16 protein-coding genes are annotated in these 15,701 nt (G+C 73.6%); 2 read left to right on the plus strand and 14 right to left on the minus strand.

Annotated features, from left to right (window positions below; translation table 11 throughout):
• Positions 1-2: 2 nt before the first annotated feature.
• Genes AB0H64_RS01555 through AB0H64_RS01575 form a run of 5 tightly spaced genes read right to left on the minus strand, consistent with a single transcriptional unit; the run spans position 3 to position 4,449 of the window.
• Complete coding sequence (locus AB0H64_RS01555) at positions 3-695, minus strand: response regulator transcription factor (protein ID WP_310714105.1); 693 nt, start codon at positions 693-695, stop codon at positions 3-5.
• A complete protein-coding gene (locus AB0H64_RS01560; RefSeq protein WP_357618757.1) occupies positions 692-1,258 on the minus strand; it encodes a hypothetical protein in 567 nt (188 codons plus the stop codon). The genes AB0H64_RS01555 and AB0H64_RS01560 overlap by 4 nt, the downstream gene beginning before the upstream one ends.
• Before the next feature lie 37 nt (positions 1,259-1,295).
• Positions 1,296-2,552: an ABC transporter permease gene (locus AB0H64_RS01565; protein ID WP_357618760.1), complete on the minus strand. Its 1,257-nt coding sequence runs from the start codon at positions 2,550-2,552 to the stop codon at positions 1,296-1,298.
• The gene (locus AB0H64_RS01570; RefSeq protein WP_357618761.1) at positions 2,549-3,280 is read right to left on the minus strand and encodes an ABC transporter ATP-binding protein; all 732 of its coding nucleotides are present in this window, start codon (positions 3,278-3,280) and stop codon (positions 2,549-2,551) included. The genes AB0H64_RS01565 and AB0H64_RS01570 overlap by 4 nt, the downstream gene beginning before the upstream one ends.
• Complete coding sequence (locus AB0H64_RS01575) at positions 3,277-4,449, minus strand: biotin/lipoyl-binding protein (RefSeq protein WP_357618764.1); 1,173 nt, start codon at positions 4,447-4,449, stop codon at positions 3,277-3,279. Before AB0H64_RS01575 ends, AB0H64_RS01570 begins: the two co-directional genes overlap by 4 nt.
• Before the next feature lie 146 nt (positions 4,450-4,595).
• Here AB0H64_RS01575 and AB0H64_RS01580 point away from each other — a divergent pair, with 146 nt between their 5' ends.
• On the plus strand, positions 4,596-6,386 hold the full coding sequence (locus tag AB0H64_RS01580) for an efflux RND transporter periplasmic adaptor subunit (RefSeq protein ID WP_357618767.1): 1,791 nt from the start codon (positions 4,596-4,598) through the stop codon (positions 6,384-6,386).
• A gap of 92 nt (positions 6,387-6,478) precedes the next feature.
• Here the strand turns inward: AB0H64_RS01580 and AB0H64_RS01585 are convergent, their stop codons facing one another.
• The 8 genes from AB0H64_RS01585 to AB0H64_RS01620 form a co-directional block, all read right to left on the minus strand.
• Entirely contained in the window at positions 6,479-8,035 is a 1,557-nt protein-coding gene (locus AB0H64_RS01585; RefSeq protein ID WP_357618770.1) for an alkaline phosphatase D family protein, read from the minus strand.
• 115 nt (positions 8,036-8,150) lie between these two features.
• Positions 8,151-8,744, minus strand: coding sequence for an HAD family phosphatase (locus tag AB0H64_RS01590; protein WP_357618772.1), 594 nt, complete (start codon positions 8,742-8,744; stop codon positions 8,151-8,153).
• Entirely contained in the window at positions 8,741-9,559 is an 819-nt protein-coding gene (locus AB0H64_RS01595) for a hypothetical protein (RefSeq protein ID WP_357618774.1), read from the minus strand. The genes AB0H64_RS01590 and AB0H64_RS01595 overlap by 4 nt, the downstream gene beginning before the upstream one ends.
• 83 nt (positions 9,560-9,642) lie before the next feature.
• Entirely contained in the window at positions 9,643-10,026 is a 384-nt protein-coding gene (locus AB0H64_RS01600; RefSeq protein ID WP_357618777.1) for an ArsC/Spx/MgsR family protein, read from the minus strand.
• A 59-nt stretch (positions 10,027-10,085) separates the two neighbouring features.
• Complete coding sequence (gene arfB / locus AB0H64_RS01605) at positions 10,086-10,493, minus strand: alternative ribosome rescue aminoacyl-tRNA hydrolase ArfB (protein ID WP_357618780.1); 408 nt, start codon at positions 10,491-10,493, stop codon at positions 10,086-10,088.
• Between the two features lie 167 nt (positions 10,494-10,660).
• Complete coding sequence (locus tag AB0H64_RS01610; protein WP_357618783.1) at positions 10,661-11,248, minus strand: NAD(P)H-dependent oxidoreductase; 588 nt, start codon at positions 11,246-11,248, stop codon at positions 10,661-10,663.
• A gap of 228 nt (positions 11,249-11,476) precedes the next feature.
• The gene (locus AB0H64_RS01615) at positions 11,477-13,480 is read right to left on the minus strand and encodes an AarF/UbiB family protein (RefSeq protein ID WP_357618786.1); all 2,004 of its coding nucleotides are present in this window, start codon (positions 13,478-13,480) and stop codon (positions 11,477-11,479) included.
• 123 nt (positions 13,481-13,603) lie between these two features.
• Positions 13,604-14,530: an acyl-ACP desaturase gene (locus AB0H64_RS01620; RefSeq protein ID WP_357618789.1), complete on the minus strand. Its 927-nt coding sequence runs from the start codon at positions 14,528-14,530 to the stop codon at positions 13,604-13,606.
• A gap of 74 nt (positions 14,531-14,604) precedes the next feature.
• On the opposite strand from AB0H64_RS01620, the gene AB0H64_RS01625 reads away from it, so the two are divergent.
• Entirely contained in the window at positions 14,605-15,078 is a 474-nt protein-coding gene (locus tag AB0H64_RS01625) for an NUDIX hydrolase (protein ID WP_357618792.1), read from the plus strand.
• On the opposite strand, the gene AB0H64_RS01630 is transcribed toward AB0H64_RS01625, so the two are convergent.
• A complete protein-coding gene (locus AB0H64_RS01630) occupies positions 15,035-15,664 on the minus strand; it encodes a hypothetical protein (RefSeq protein WP_357618795.1) in 630 nt (209 codons plus the stop codon). The two genes, AB0H64_RS01625 and AB0H64_RS01630, sit on opposite strands and share 44 nt — an antisense overlap.
• Positions 15,665-15,701: the final 37 nt, after the last annotated feature.

Below are 15,701 nucleotides of genomic sequence, written 5' to 3' on the forward strand. Positions count from 1 at the left end.
GGTCAGTCCTTCGGCGGGCGCAGGATGTAGCCGACGCCGCGCAGGGTGTGCAGGTGCCGGCGCTCGCCCGTGTCGAGCTTGCGCCGCAGGTAGGAGACGTACGACTCGACGAGGCCGACGTCGGTGCGCCAGTCGCCGTTCCAGACGTGGTCGAGGATCTGGGTCTTGGACAGCACCCGGCCGGTGTTGAGCATGAAGTAACGCAGCAGCCGGAACTCGGTGGGCGACAGCCGCACGGGCAGCCCGTTGCGCCACACCTCGTGCGTCTCCACGTCGAGCTCCAGGTCGCCGGAGCGCAGCCGGTTGGGCAGGGGCGCGCCCCGGCGGGTGCGGCGCAGCACCGCCCGGATGCGGGCGATGACCTCCTCCAGGCTGAACGGCTTGGTGACGTAGTCCTCGCCGAGCCCCAGCCCCGCCAGCCGGTCCTCGGGGGTGTCCTTGGCGGTGACGAACAGCACCGGGACGCGCCGGCCGCGCGAGCGCAGCCGGGTGGCGACGGTCAGGCCGTCGAGGTCGGGCAGCATCACGTCGAGCATGACGAGGTCGGGCGCGCGCTCCTCGGCCACCCGCAGCGCGCTCTTGCCGTCGGCGGCGGTGAACACCTCGAAGCCGGCCATGCGCAGGCTCGCCGAGAACAGCTCCCTGATGTTGGGCTCGTCGTCGACGACCAGCAGCCTGGCCTCGGGGACGCTCATCGGCCGCCGCCTCCCTGGGTGATCGACACGGCCGACACCGAGCCGTCGGCGGCCTTCTGCCCGCGCACCACGACGGTGGTGCCGGTGGCCAGGTCGGACACCTTGGCGGGCTTGGAGATCTGCACCGTGGTCGAGCCGGTGGTCGTGACGGTGACGGTGGAGCCGTCCATGGCCTTCAGGTATACCTTGCCGTCCGCCACCTTCTCGACGGTGCCCACCGTCCCGCCGCCTCCCATGCGGCCCATGCCGGGCTGCCCTCCTGGTTGACCCCCGGGCTGCCCGCCGTAACCGGGCGGCGTGCCGTACCCCTGGGGCATGCCGCTGCCGCGCTGGCCGTACCCCTGGGGCCCGGCGCCCGGCTGCCGGCCGGCGGCGGCCGGCACGGCGTCGCCGCCCAGCGTCTTGTGCGCCTGGATGCCGATCAGCACGCCGGCCACCAGCACCACGCCGGCCCCGAGCGCGAGCGTGAGCCTGGACGGCGCCCTGCGCGGCTGGACGGCCAGCTCCTCGCGCAGGTCGTCGCGGAACGGCGAGGAGTCGAGCGAGCTGTCGGGCTCGGCCATGTCAGTCTCCTAGGGGGATACGGGGATGGGGGACGCGTCACTCGTGGCGCAGGGCCTGGATCGGCCTCAGCTTGGCGGCCCGGTTGGCGGGATAGCTGCCGAAGAACAGCCCGATGCCGACCGACACGCCGAGGGCCAGCACGACGGACGACGGGACGAGCACCGGCTCGATGCCGGCGATGGTGAACCGGGTGCCGACGAAGGCCACGAGCACCCCGGACAGCCCGCCGACGAGGCTCAGCAGCGTGGCCTCCGTCAGGAACTGGCCGAGGATCGCGCCGCGGGGCGCGCCGATGGCCTTGCGGATGCCGATCTCCCTGGTCCGCTCGGTGACGGTGACCAGCATGATGTTGGTGATGCCGATGCCGCCGACCAGCAGGGAGATCGCCGCGACCGCGCCGAGCAGCACCGTGAAGGTGCCGGTCGCCGCGCTGACGGTCTCCTGGAGGGTGGCCTGGTTGAGGATGCGGTAGTCGGCGGCGGCCGTGCCGGTGATGCCGTGCCGCTGGTTGAGGAGCGCCGTGACCTCGGCCTGCGCCGTCCCGGTGGCGGACGCCCCGGTGGCCCGGACGACGATCGAGCCGAGCGACCCGAACCCGGTCAGGCTCTGCTGGACGGCGGGCAGCGGCGCGACGGCCACGTCGTCGGCGTCCTGCATGCCGCTGGAGCCGCTCTCCTTGAGCACGCCGACGACCGTGAACGGCACGCCCGACACGCTCACCTGCCGGCCGACCGGGTCGAGGTCCCCGAACAGCTCCTCGGCCACGGTCGTGCCGAGCACCATGACCTTGCGGGCGGCCAGCACGTCGTCGTTGAAGAAGTACGTGCCCCGCTCCACCTGCTTGTTCATGGCCTCGAAGTAGCTCGGGTAGGTGCCGACGAGCTGAGAGACGGTGTGGCTGGCGGCCTCGTAGGTGGCGGTGGCCGAGCCGGCGGTCACGACGGGTGAGACGGTCGCGACCGACGGGGCGGCCGCCCTGTCCGCCAGGGCCTCGGCGTCGGCCAGGGTGAGCTGCCTGGCCTGCGTGCGGGGGCCGGTGTTCTGGCCTGCGCCGCCGGGGGCGCCCCGGCCGCCGCCCGTGCCTCCGCCGGTGAAGGACGGCGAGATGGTGAGAGTGTTGGCGCCGAGCCGCTGGATGTTCTGCTGGATGCTCTGGGACGAGCCCTCGCCGACGGCGACGAGCAGGATGACCGCGGCGACGCCGATGAGGATGCCCAGCGTGGTCAGGGCGCTGCGCATCTTGTTGGCCAGCAGGCCGCGCAGCGCGAAGCGGACGATCTCCAGCCGGTTCACCGGGCGGCCTCCGCGAGCCTCGGCGGCGGGCCGTCGACGGGCGCCTGCCGGCGGTCCTCCACGACCTCGCCGTCCACGAGCCGGATGACCCGCTTGGCGTGCGCGGCGACGTCGTCCTCGTGGGTGATGAGCACGATCGTGCGGCCGGACTGGCTGAGCCGGTCGAGGATGTCGAGCACGTCGCGGGTGGAGGCGGTGTCGAGGTTGCCGGTGGGCTCGTCCGCCAGCAGTAGGGCGGGCGCGGTGACGAGGGCGCGGGCGACGGCGACGCGCTGCTGCTGACCGCCGGAGAGCTGGTTGGGCTCGTGGTGGACCCGGTCGGACAGGCCCACCTGCTCCAGCGCGGCGAGCGCGCGGGCGCGGCGCTCGGCCTGGCCGACGCCGCCGTACACGAGCGGCAGCTCCACGTTCGCCAGCGCGCTCATCCGCGGGATCAGGTTGAAGGACTGGAACACGAAGCCGACCCTGCGGTTGCGCAGCAGGGCGAGCTGGTGCTCGTCGAGCAGGCCCACGTCGGCGCCGTCGATCCGGTAGCTGCCGGAGGTGGGGACGTCGAGGCAGCCGAGGATGTTCATGAGGGTGGACTTGCCGGAGCCGGAGGCGCCCATGATGGCGACGTAGTCGCCCTTGTCGACGTCGAGGTCGACGCCGCGCAGCGCACGGACCCGGGCGTCGCCCTCGCCGTACTCCTTGACCAGGTCCCGCACGCGCAGGACGGGCGCGGTCACCGCCCGCCTCCGGGCACGCCCCCGCCACCGGGGAAACCGCCGCCGAAGCCGCGCTGCTGGCCGGTGCCCGTGCCCGTGCCGGTGCTGACGGAGGGCAGGACGACCACGTCGCCCTCGGACACGCCGGAGGTGATCTCCGAGGTGGCGGTGCCGCGCACCCCCACCTGGACCGGGGTCCTGACCTGGCCGCCGTTCTTCAGCAGCGTGACCGTGCTCTGGCCGCCGCTGGTGGAGATCGCGGCGGTGGGGACGGTGACGGCGTTCTCGGCGCTGCCCACGACGACCTCGACGGTGGCGGTCTGGCCGAGCCGGACCTGCGCGGGCACGCTGCCGAACGTGATCGTCACCGGGTACTGGACGACGTTGTTGCTGGTGGCGGCGGCCGGCTGGATCTGGCTCACCTTGCCGGTGGCGGTGACGCCGGGCAGCGCGTCGAAGGTGACGGTGGCGCTCTGGCCGACCTTCAGCTTGCCGGCGTCCGACTCGGTGAACGAGCCGACGAGCTGGAGCTTGCGGGTGTCGGCCACCTCGATGAAGCCCGACGTACCGGACGAGCCGGACGAGCCGGACGAGCTGCTCGCGCCCGACTGGCCGGACTGGGTCTGCCCTGAGCCCGAGGAGGAGCCGGAGCCGGCGGAGGAGCCGCCGACGCTGCCGTTCACGGCGGTGACCGTGCCGGCGAAGGGCGCCCGGATCACGGTGCCCACGACCGTGCGGCTCGCCTCGCGGTAGGCGTTGCGGGCCTTGACGTAGGCGGCGTAGAGCTGCGCGGTGGAGGTCCCGTCCTCGGTGGCGGAGGCCAGCGTGGCCTCGGCGGCCGACAGGGTCTCCCGCGCGGCGGCGTCGTCCACCTCGGCGAGGATGTCGCCCTTGCTGACCTTGTCGCCGGCCTTGACGTTGATGCGCTCGACCGTGCCGCTCGTGCCGAACGTCAGCGCCCTGCTCTTGGCGCTCTCCACGGAGCCCGACGCGGTCACGGAGGCGGTCACGCCGCCCCGGCCGGCCGTCGCGGTCCGCAGGGCCGTCTCGCCGGCCGCCTCGTCCGTGCCGAGCTGGGCGTAGGCGAACGCGGCACCGCCCAGCAGGAGCACCACCAGCGCTCCGTTGGTCACCAGCGTCCTGCGGCTGGTGGTGGTCGTCGGCGCTCTGCGCCTGGGGGACACCTTCACAGCCGGTGACCCTGGCACACCAGCCTGCGCCCGAGCCGGGAGCTTGCTGAAGGTTCGCTGACAACGGCCGCCGCCCCGAAGGCACACAGCGAACTCTGAGCCGGCTCGCAGGAGGGCGTGAACCTGCCGCGCCAGGATGGGCCGTCATGAGACCGACTTCGCGGCCGAAGGCGCTCGCGCTGGGCGCGCTGGCCCTGGCCGTCCTGGCGGGCGGCTCCGGCCTGGCCGTAGCGCTGCGCGACGACGCCCCGGCCACCGCCCGGATACAGCTGGCGGCGGCCAGGCGCGGCGTGGTGACCGCCTCGGTGACGGCGGCCGGCAACACCGTCGACGGGTCGCGCCGTGACCTGGCCTTCGGCGGCTCGGGGACCGTGACGCGCGTGTACGTCAAGGTCGGGGCCAAGGTGCGCAAGGGGCAGGTGCTGGCCCGGATCGACGGCCGCGCCGCGCGTGAGGCGTACGAGGCGGCCGAGGCGGACCTGGCGGCGGCCGAGGAGGCGCTGGAGAACGCGTCGTCGGCCACGACGGCCACCTCGTCCTGCGCCCCGTCCTCCTCGGCGGCCCCGGCCGCAGCCGTCCAGGGGGTCGCCGTCCGGGCAGCCGCGTTCAGGCAGGCCACGACGCCCGTGCAGGCCGCGGCACCCGCACAAGCTGCGGCGCCCGTACAGACCGCAATACCCGTACAGGCCGCAGCGCCCGTACAGGCCGCGGCGTCCGGACAGACCGCAGCGTCCGTACAGGCCACGGTGGAGGGCCGGACGGCCGCCCCTCTCCACGGGACGGCCGCCTCCCCCACGCCCACGCCCTCCTCGGCGGCGCGCACTCCCGGCCACTCGGAGCCGGACCCGACCCCAGCCGAGCCGCGGCCCACGGCGACCGTCACCGTGACGGCCACAGTGACGGCCACGGTCACGGCGACCGCGACGGCGACGGCGACCACGACCGTCACCGCCGCGCCGCCGACCCGCCCCTCGACCACGGAGCCCACGGCCGGACCGACTGGCGGACCGACGGGCGGACCGACGGGCGGCCCCGCTCCCACCCCTACCGCCTCCCCCACAGGACGTCCCACCGGCGGCGCGAGCGCCAGTCCGACCGGCAAGGCCAGCCCGGCGACCAGCGGCAGACCCACCGGCAAGCCGACCGGGAAGGCGACCGGCAAGCCCACGGGCAAGCCGTCGGGCAAGCCGTCCGGCCGGCCCTCGGGCGGTCCCAGCACCCGCGCCTCCAGCGGCGCGCGTCCCTCCCAGGGGGCGTGCGCGCCGGGCGGCGGCGCGAAGGGCGGGCTCAGCGAGGAGCAGGCGCAGGCGAACGTCGACCGCGCCCAGGCGGCGCTGGAGCAGGCCGCCGACGCCGTACGGGGCACCCGCATCGTGGCCCCGGCCGCCGGCACGGTCCTGTCGCTCGCGGGCCGGGCCGGTGACGCCGCCGGCGGCGGCACGTTCGTCAGCCTCGGCGACCTGGACGAGCAGCAGGTCCAGGCCATGGTCACCGAGTCCGACGTGAACCGGCTCAAGATCGGCCAGAAGGCGCAGATCACGCTGGCCACGCGCCCCGGGCAGCGGTACACGGGCCGGGTGACCGGCATCGCCCCGACCGCCACCACGGACGGCAGCCTCGTCCGCTACTCCGTCGCGCTGGCCTTCGACGAGCCGCCGTCGGGGATCATGCTGGGTCAGACGGCGTCGGTCGTGGTGACGACCGGCAGCGCGGCGGACGCCGTCTACGTGCCCGTCGCGGCGGTGCGCGGCCGCGCGGACGGCGCCTCGGTGGTCACCGTGCGCTCGGGCGGCCGGGACGCCACCCGCGTGGTGCGCACGGGCGTGCGCGGCGACCAGTACGTGCAGGTCATCTCGGGCCTCAGCGAGAGCGACCAGGTGGTGCTGGAGGGCGGCTCGGCGAACGGGTTCCCCGACGGGTCCTGGCCGGGACGCTGAGCGAACCTTCAGCGTCCGCACAGGAGAGAGTCAGCCAGAGCCGGCCGGACCCAGTGACGACCGGGCCCAGCGACGGCCGAGCCCAGAGGCGGTCAGGCGCGGGCCTGGGCCGTCGACGGGATCGTGACCCGGTGCGCCGTCCTCGCCCGGGCCCCCCTGCGGGAGATGTAGTCGAGGGTCCGGTAGTCCACCGAGAGCTCCTCGCGGGTGAGCCTGGCCATCAGGTACCCGCGCCGCTGGTCGACGAACGAGATGTGCGGGTTCTCCGACAGCGCCTCGGCGATCCACGCCTTGTCGCGGTAGCCGTCGCCGTCGCTGGCGATCGAGGAGGCGATGAGCTCCTTGGCGATCACCGGCGCGTCGGGGTCGTCGAAGTCGGTCTTCAGGTCGGCCAGGTGGTGCATGTGGGCGTCGCCGGTCAGGACGACCGGGTTGGACGTGGCCGCGAGCGAGCCGAGCAGCCGGGTGCGCTCGGGGGCGTAGCCGTCCCAGGAGTCGAGGTTCACCTCGCGGCCCGGCCCGACCTTGTAGTCGCGCTGCGTCATCATGATCTGCTGGCCGAGCAGGTTCCACCGGGTGGTGGAGCCGCGCAGGCCGCTCTCCAGCCAGCTCCACTGGTCCGGGCCGAGCAGCGTCCGCCCGGAGTCGAGCCGGTCGTCGCAGCCGGCCCGCACGCCGTCCAGGCACGCCTGGTCGTCGCGGAACTGGCGGGTATCGAGCAGGTGGAAGCGCGCCAGCGACCCCCAGGAGACGCGCCGGTTGACCCGCAGCACGGCGCCCTGCAGGCTGGCGCGGCGCAGCGGCATGTTCTCGTAGTAGGCGCGGAAGGCGTGGGCGCGGCGGCCGGCGAACCCGGGCGCGCCGGTGCTGGAGACGGAGCCGGCCCAGTTGTTCTCGATCTCGTGGTCGTCGAAGGCCACCAGCCACGGGGCGGTGGCGTGGGCGAGCTGGAGGTCGGGGTCGCTCTTGTACTGGGCGTGGCGGAGCCGGTAGTCGGCGAGCGTGGCGCACTTGCCGGGCGTGTGGGTGCGGACCCGGCCGGCGAGCGCGGTGTAGCCGCTGGGGCCGTACTCGTACATGTAGTCGCCGAGGAAGACGACGAGCTCCGGCTCCTCCTCGGCCAGCCGCCGGTAGGCGGTGTAGTAGCCGTGCTCGTAGTGGGCGCACGCGGCCACGGCGAACGCGAGGGGCCGCTCCCCCGCGGGCGCGGTCCGGGTACGGCCGGCGGGCGACAGGCGGCCCTGGGAGCGGAAGCGGTAGAAGTACTCGCGGCCCGGCTCCAGGCCGTCCACCTCGACGTGGACGCTGTGCGCGGCGCCCGCGCGGGCCGTGGCGGTGCCGGAGCGGACGACGGACCCGAAGCGCTCGTCGGCGGCGATCTGCCAGTCGACGTCCACGTCGCGGGACGGCATGCCGCCGCGTCCGTCACCGCCCAGCGGGTCCGGGGCGAGGCGGGTCCAGAGCACGAACCCGTCGGTGGAGGGGTCGCCCGAGGCGACGCCCAGCGTGAACGGGTCTCCCTTGAGGGCACGGGAGCCGCCGGCCGCGAGCGAGGCGGAGGCCCCCGCCGGTGAGGTGGGGGTGGTGAGGGCGCCGGCCTGGGTGAGCAGGCCGGCCGCCGCCGCGGTGAGGAAGGATCTGCGGTTCACGCCTCAGGTATGTCCGGCGCCGCTGACCCGGCCATGACAGCGGCGCCACGTACGAGTGAACAGCGTCGGTCGAGGCCGTGGGCCTCCGCGTGGATCAGCACTGATCAGACGGTGATCAGACGGTGATCAGAGCGGACAGGTCGGCGCGCAGCGCGCCGGCCGTCGTGAACAGGACGCCGGTCATGCCCGCCTCCCGGGCCCCGGCCACGTTGGCCGGGCGGTCGTCGACGAAGATCACGTCGGCGGGGTCGGCGCCCAGCTCGCGGGTGAGGTGGTCGTAGACCGCGCGATCGGGTTTGACCACGCCGATCCGGCCGCTGAAGACGCGGTGCGGGATGGCGGCGACCCAGGGCAGCGCCTCCAGGCCGTCCGCCTGGGAGGCGGGGGCGTTCGACAGCAGGCCCACGCCCCTGCCGCCGGCGAGCAGCTCGCCGAGGAGCTCGACCGCGCCCTCGTCCGGGTGCGACCAGCTCGCCACGTCCATGGCGTTCAGGCGCGCCGCCTCCCCCGGGTCCACGGACCGGCCCAGGACCGCCGACCAGTACTCCTCCGTCGTCAGGACGGCCCGGTCGAAGTCGAGGCGGTGCTTCCAGTACCCGGCCCGGAACGCCACGGGGTCGGCGCCCGCCGCGCGGACCATCTCGTCGACCTCGGATTCGGGCTGGGGCGTCGACAGGACGTTGCCGTAGTCGAAGACGATCCATCTCATGACAGAAAGGGTCGCAGATGCGGGTCGATCGCCGGGCAGCCCAGGTACTTCTCGGCCGTGTGGAAGTCGATCCAGTCCAGGTTCACCAGCTCCTCGACGTCGACGCCGGCGAAGCTGTCGCACAGGTCCGGGGGGATGGCGGCGATGTCGTCCTTGTCGGCGATGTTCACCCACCGCCGGACGCCGGGCGGGCGCCCGCCGCGGCCGTTGACGGGCGCGGGCAGGAGGCGCTCGAAGACGACGTTGCGCATGCCGAGGGGGCTGCCGAGGGTCAGCAGCAGGTCCACCTCGACACCGGGGTCGGACCAGAGCGCCTCGTAGGCGACGACGCTGCCCAGGGAGTGGGCGATGACGACGCGCGGCCGGTTGCGCCGGATGGTCGCGGCGACGGCCTGCCGCGACCGCTCCCGCCTGACGGGGTCCGTCAGGTACGCGGCGACCTCGGGCGCGAAGAGCTGGGCGAACGCGGCCGAGCGGGCGTCGAGCCGCGTCAGCAGCCAGCCGGTGAACGTGCGGAGCGCGCCGGTGACGTGCTCGCCCCAGCCGCACTGCCGGGCCCACTCGGCGAGCACGTGGTGGGCGTCGGTCCCCATGGCGGCGAACGCCTGCGGGCCCTGCTCGGGGGCGCGGTCGTGCAGGAGGTGCGAGAAGTAGGCGACCTCGGTGATGTACGGCCGGGCCTCCCCGCCGAGCGCCGAGTGTAAGTAGCGGTTCCACTTGAGGCGCATCGCCTCGGCCGCCCCGCTCGCCGAGTTGCCGGCGTCGACGTAGTAGGTGTACTTCCCGATTCCGTGCACGCCGACGATCCCCGCCACAGCGCCTCCCCACTAGACCCGCGGATTCCCGGCGATGGTCGCACATGTCGCTTGCATCCCACCATCACAAGATCGACGGGGGGCTACTCCTCGTCCTGCCGGGCCGGCTCGCGCTCCAGGACGGAGCGGACGGCGTCCGGTGAGCGGCCCACCACCGCCGTCCCGTCGTCCGCGGTGATGATCGGCCGCTGGATCAGGACGGGATGGTCGGCCAGCGCCGTGATCCACCGGTGGCGGTGGCCGTCGTCGCGCGGCCAGGAGGTGAGGCCCAGCTCGGCCGCGGCGGGCTCGTTGAGGCGGGTGATGTCCCAGGGCTGCAGGCCGAGGCGCCGCAGCACCTCTTCGAGCTCTTGGGCGGTCGGCGGCTGTTCCAGGTAGTGCCGGACGGTGTAGGAGGCGTCGGCGGCGTCCAGCAGGGAGAGCGCGCTCGCGCATTTGCTGCAGGCGGGGTTGATCCAGATTTCCATGCCGTGGTCCTACCGCATCGCGGCGGCGCAGGCGAGCGCACGCCCGCGTGTCGGGCCGGTCAGGGGTCGCGGCGGAGGCGTTTGAGGTCGGCGCGCTGCTTCTTGGCGGCGATGCGCCGCTCGACCGCCCCGCGGCCCGGCTTGGTGGGGCGGCGGCGCTTGGGCGGGGGCGCGATCGCCTCCCTCAGGCGCTGCGCCAGCCGCTGGCAGGCCGCCTCACGGTTGCGCAGCTGCGAGCGGTACTCCGAGGCGGCGATCGTGACGACCGGCGAGCCCAGCCGGTCGAGGGCGCGGGCCTTGAGCGCCGGCGGGAGCGCGGTGCTGGCCGCCACGTCGAACGTCAGCTCCACCCGGCTGTCCGTGGTGTTGACGCCCTGGCCGCCCGGGCCGGAGGAGCGGGAGAAGCGCCACACGAGCTCGGCGTCGGGGATGACGACCGCGTCGTTGACGACCAGCGGGCCGGGCATGGTGGTCTGCTCCTGTCGTTCGCCGTGACCGGGGTTCCGGTGACCCCTTCACCGTACCGAGCGGACATGTGCCGCGGCCAACGGCTTTTCTCCGGAACGGCTCCGGCCCGACCGGTGCGCGGTCGGGCCGGAGTGTGACGCCGGAGTGTGAAACGGTGTCCGCGCCGTCAGGCGGTGAGGGCGGCGTCGCGCCTCAGCACGGGCTGCCTGACCGGTACGGGCTCCATGACGGGCACGGGCTCGCCGACCGGAGCAGGGCACAGGCGGCTCACCACGTCCCGCACCTGCTCGCGCAGCCGGCCCACGGTCAGGCGGCCTCGCTCGTCGAAGTGCGGGCACAGCGGCGAGATGACCAGCTCGGCCCCCATGACCATGGCTCCCGCCTCGCTGAGCTGCCGGTACAGCTCCGCCTGCGCCCACATGGCGCCGCAGGCGCGGGCGCTGGCGCTCATCACCGCGACGTGCTTGCCGGTCAGGGCGCCGGAGGCGGACATCCACCGCAGCGCGTCCCCCAGCTCGACCGGCAGCAGGCTGTGCTCGGGCGCGATCAGCAGCAGCGCGTCGGCCTGGTCGACCAGGCGGCGCAGATCGGCGGGCGCGTCGGGCATCGGTCCGCCGGTGAACGGCGGCACCGTGGCGAGCCCCGTCCAGGGCGTGAACTCCACGCCGGGCGGCAGTTCCCCGCCCACCGCGGTGAGCAATCTATTGATGAAGGATCCTGCGTGGAGGCTCGCGGCGATCCCGATGATTCTCACCCTCTACTCCCGAAGGATCTCAATGTGGTGGCCATGGCCGGGAACCTGCCCGATGTCGGGGATGTCCAACACCAGGTCAAGGTCAAGTTGCGCCCCAAGCCGGTACGAGGCTCCGGCGCGCCTCTGACATGCGATGACGTTCACTCGCTAGAGATCGACAGAATGAAGTTCGGTCACCGGCGGGGCCACAGTGATGATCGGGAGGGTGGTTCTTACCGGCCTGAGTGGCTACGGGCGCTGCTCGCGGGGGCGGCGGAAGACGACGGCCAGCACCCGCAGCACCAGGATTCCGCTGATGACGAGCAGGTTGTATCCGATGAGCTGGAAAAGGCTGATCGCGGGAGTCACCCGCGGGCCGCCCTGGACGCCGAGGAGCAGCACCGCCATCAGCCCCGCCGTGGCCCCGAGCACCGTGAGCAGCACCTGGTGGAGCAGCCCGGTCAGGAAGCGGCGGTCGCGGTCGTCGGCGAGGAGGCGGACGTTGACGCCGAGGCGGCCGTGCTCGGCGGCGCTGGCGATGCGCTCCATCCTGCGGGGCAGGCGCCGGAGCATGGGCAGCAGCGCGGTCACCTCCTGGACGACGGTCTCCTTCAGCGCCCCGCCGTCGAGCCGCTCGGCGAGGTGGCGTCCGGCGAACGAGCGCGCCTCACCCATGAGGTCGAACCCCGGAGCCAGCCGCTGCAGCGTTCCCTCCAGCGTGGCCAGCGCGCGGAACACGGCGGCGACCTCCGGCGGGACGGACAGGCCGTGCCCGGAGACGATCCTGAACAGGTCGGTGAACATCTGGACGCTCGCCGCGCCCGGCACCAGGTGCCTGGCCATGAACTGACCGAGGGCGCGCTCCAGGGCGGGCTCGTCGATGTCCTCGGGCCTCGGCATCACCTCCAGCAGCGCGTCGGTCACGGCCAGGGGGTCCTGCCGGTTCATGGCGAGCAGGAACCGCTGGAGGGCGGAGCGCATGGAGGTGTCCAGGCGGCCCACCGAGCCGAAGTCGAGCAGGCCGAGCGTGCCGTCGTCGAGCAGCATGAGATTGCCGGGGTGCGGGTCGGCGTGGAAGACGCCCTCGACGAGCACCTGCCGGAGCAGGCAGTCGAGCAGGGCGCGGGCGACCTCGGGGCCGCTCTCCGCGCCGGCGGCGGCGGCGAGCGGGCGGCCCGTCAGCCGCTCCATGACGAGGACGCGCTCGCCGCACAGCGCCGTGACGGGGGCCGGGTACGTGACCGCGATCCGCCCTGAGTCTGCGCCCCCACCGGACGTCCCGGCAGGGGCGGCCGGCCGGGACGCGGTGACGGCGGCCATGTTGGCCGCCTCGACGCGGAAGTCGAGCTCCTCGCGCAGCGCCGTCGCGAACCCCTCGGCCAGGTCGCGCACCCCGAGCGAGCGGCCCCAGCGCGTGCGGCTCTCCAGGGTGGCGGCGAGGCGGCGCACGATGTCGAGGTCCCTGGCCACGATCTGGTCGATGTCCGGCCGGCGCACCTTCACCACGACGCTCTCACCGGAGCGCAGCCGGGCGGCGTGCACCTGGGCGATGGACGCGGCGGCCAGCGGCGTACGGTCGAACTCGGCGAACACGGTCTCGGCCGGGCCGCCCAGCTCGGCGGTCAGCACCGGCTCGACCTGCTCCCACGGGGCGGGCGCGACCCGGTCCTGCAGCAGGCCCAGCTCCTCCACGAACTCCGGCGGCAGCAGGTCGCGGCGCGTGGACAGCACCTGGCCCAGCTTGACGAACGTGACGCCGCCGTCGTCGAGCGCCCGGCGCAGCGACGCCGCGAGCCGCTGCCTGCCGGGCCGGTCCTCGACCCGGTCGCCGCGCCCGCGCAGGTACGGGCCGAGGCCGTGCCGGATGGCGATCCGGGTGATCTGGGAGTAGCGCCTGGCCCTGGAGATGCGGCCGCGCAGCGACCGGGCCAGCTCCAGCGGCCCCGGGATGGAGCCCGGCGGCACCAGCGCCTCGGCCAGCACGAGGATCACCATGGGGATGAGCACCACGCACATGGTCACGAGCAGGACCACCCACACGGCTCCGATGCCGGGATCGGCGTCCCGTCCCGCGGGGAACGAGCCGAAGATCGGCGAGAGCATCGGCGCGGCGATGGTGAAGGCGAGCAGCGCGGCCAGGAACGTGCGCAGGGCCCCGAGCCTGACTCCCAGGAGCCGCCGGGCGACGCCGGCCAGCAGAATGATCAGTACCAGGGCGGAGAGGGAGACGATCAGCGCCACGGGGAAGTCCATGGCCACCGATCATCCCAGACATATCACCCGGGACGGCCCATTCCACCGGGGGGCCGGGCCTGGCCGGGGCGCGGGGCGCTCCCGGAGGCCCGGGCGGTGGTGAAACGGTGATGGAGCGGTGGGTCAGCGGGCGGCGGCGCGGGCGCGGCGCTCCTCGCGGCGCTCCACGAAGCGCGCGGCCGTGGCCTCCGTCTTGGCCAGGAACGCCGACAGCTCCTCGCGGGCCTGCTCGCCCTCGGCGTCGAGCCCGGTCTTGTCGAAGACCGACCACTGCCGCAGCACCGGCATGAGCACGTCGTCGAGATGGAGGCGCAGGTCGTAGATGCCCTCGTGAGCGATGATCATCGCCTTGCGGGTGAAGCCCTCGATGCTCGATCCCGGCATCTGGAAGGTGGTCACCACATCCGTCACGGCCCGCATGGTCTGGTTGGGGTCGAGCTCGAAGGCCGCCTTGAGCAGGTTGCGGTAGAAGAGCATGTGCAGGTTCTCGTCGGCGGCGATGCGGGCGAGCAGCCGCTCGCAGCCCTCGTCGCCCGACGCCCGGCCGGTGTTGCGGTGCGCGATGCGGGTCGCGAGCTCCTGGAAGGAGACGTACGCGAGCTGCTGGAGCATGGTCCCGTACTCGCTGGCGAAGCCGCTCTCCATGTGGACCATGCGGGCGCGCTCCAGCGCGACCGGGTCGACCGCGCGGGTGACGGTCAGGTAGTCGCGGATCGCGGTGCCGTGGCGGTCCTCCTCGGCGGTCCAGCGGTGGACCCACGTGCCCCACGCGCCGTCACGACCGAAGGTGGTGGCGATCTCGTGGTGGTAGCTGGGCAGGTTGTCCTCGGTCAGCAGGTTGACGATGAGCGATACGCGTGCCGCCTCGGGGATCTTGGAGTCGCTGTCCTGCCACGCCTCACCGCCGTAGACGCCGTCGAAGTCACGGCCTTCGCTCCACGGGACGTACTCGTGCGGGAACCACTCCTTGGCCATCGTGTGATGGCGGTCGAGCTCTCCCGCGACCACGGGTTCGAGCTCGTGCAGAAGCTCCGTCTGAGTCATCGCCATATGAACGTTCTCCTTTGTTACGGGACCGTAGGTTAGGTTACCCGAAGGTCATCCCCGTCCCGTAAGGTGCCGTCATGCGTCCCAGCGTGCGTGGCCTGCTGCTCGACCGCGACGAGCGGCTGATGCTGTTCCGGCGTACGGTTCCCGGACGCGAGGTCTACTGGTCGGTCCCGGGCGGCCACGTGGAGCCGGGTGACGCCACCCTGGAGCACACGCTACGCCGCGAGCTGCTGGAGGAGCTGGGCGCCACGGTGTCGGGCGTCACGCCGCTGACCACGGTGAGCTATCCGTGGCAGGGCGGGGTGAAGGTGCAGCACGTGTACGGCTGCCGCCTGGCCGGCATGGACTGGGCGCTGCGGCACGGCCCCGAGGTGGACGACCCGGCGCGCGGGCACTACGAGCTGGAGCGGGTGCCGCTGCGCCCCTCGGAGATCACCTCCCGGCACGTGGTGCCGGAGCCGGTCGCGCGCTACCTGTCGGAGCACATCGGCGCCCTGCCCCGGCTCATCCGCCGCGACGGTCCTCGATCTCCCACAGGTGGTCGATGACGTGCCAGGCCAGGCGCCGGACGGCGTAGCGGGGCGTCCACCGGGTGTCGCCCGGCGGCTCCCAGGGCAGGGCGAGCACCCCGGTGAGCTCCTCGCGCATCGCGTCGCGGTCCGCGCGCGAGGCGTACGGCTTGTGCCGCACGCCGAGCTGGCGGGCGTAGGAGCGCTCCGCCTCGACGACGTGGTCGTAGATCCTGGACGTGTCGCGCCCGCCGCCGCGCGGGCCCTTGCGCAGCTCCTCCGGCGAGACCGCCACGGTCTCGTCGAACAGCTCCCAGGCGGCGCGCAGCAGCGCCACCTGCCGGGCGGCCTCCTCCGCGCCGAGGGGCTCCCGGTCGAGGTCCGGCATCGCGGACGGCGCGCCGAAGTCCGTGGTCGTGTCGCCGGGCACCCGGGCGGCCACGACCGGCTCCCCCGGCTCGAACGCCAGGCCGGCCCGTCCCGCGATCACCCGGTAGCGGGGGGCGTAGTCCATGAGCAGGTCGAGCGCCGCCTCCTCGCCCTTGGCGACCCGGCACCAGCCGGGCCACTCCAGCGAGCAGGCGAAGACCTTCTTGGGGCCGAGCTCCAGATAGACACGGGTCATGGCCTCCACCTTGCCAGCGGTACCTGTCAGAACGCGT

The organism is Nonomuraea sp. NPDC050733 (assembly GCF_040654215.1).
In the GTDB taxonomy this organism is placed as follows: Bacteria; Actinomycetota; Actinomycetes; order Streptosporangiales; family Streptosporangiaceae; genus Nonomuraea.

What these genes read in the sequence shown, in the direction of transcription:
- AB0H64_RS01560 (WP_357618757.1), bottom strand. Translation starts at nt 1,258, where the DNA reads ATGGCCGAGCCCGACAGCTCGCTCGACTCCTCGCCGTTCCGCGACGAC.
- AB0H64_RS01590 (WP_357618772.1), bottom strand. Translation starts at nt 8,744, where the DNA reads ATGAGATGGATCGTCTTCGACTACGGCAACGTCCTGTCGACGCCCCAG.
- AB0H64_RS01580 (WP_357618767.1), top strand. Translation starts at nt 4,596, where the DNA reads ATGAGACCGACTTCGCGGCCGAAGGCGCTCGCGCTGGGCGCGCTGGCC.
- AB0H64_RS01555 (WP_310714105.1), bottom strand. Translation starts at nt 695, where the DNA reads ATGAGCGTCCCCGAGGCCAGGCTGCTGGTCGTCGACGACGAGCCCAAC.
- AB0H64_RS01630 (WP_357618795.1), bottom strand. Translation starts at nt 15,664, where the DNA reads ATGACCCGTGTCTATCTGGAGCTCGGCCCCAAGAAGGTCTTCGCCTGC.
- arfB (WP_357618780.1), bottom strand. Translation starts at nt 10,493, where the DNA reads ATGCCCGGCCCGCTGGTCGTCAACGACGCGGTCGTCATCCCCGACGCC.
- AB0H64_RS01615 (WP_357618786.1), bottom strand. Translation starts at nt 13,480, where the DNA reads ATGGACTTCCCCGTGGCGCTGATCGTCTCCCTCTCCGCCCTGGTACTG.
- AB0H64_RS01620 (WP_357618789.1), bottom strand. Translation starts at nt 14,530, where the DNA reads ATGGCGATGACTCAGACGGAGCTTCTGCACGAGCTCGAACCCGTGGTC.
- AB0H64_RS01625 (WP_357618792.1), top strand. Translation starts at nt 14,605, where the DNA reads ATGCGTCCCAGCGTGCGTGGCCTGCTGCTCGACCGCGACGAGCGGCTG.
- AB0H64_RS01600 (WP_357618777.1), bottom strand. Translation starts at nt 10,026, where the DNA reads ATGGAAATCTGGATCAACCCCGCCTGCAGCAAATGCGCGAGCGCGCTC.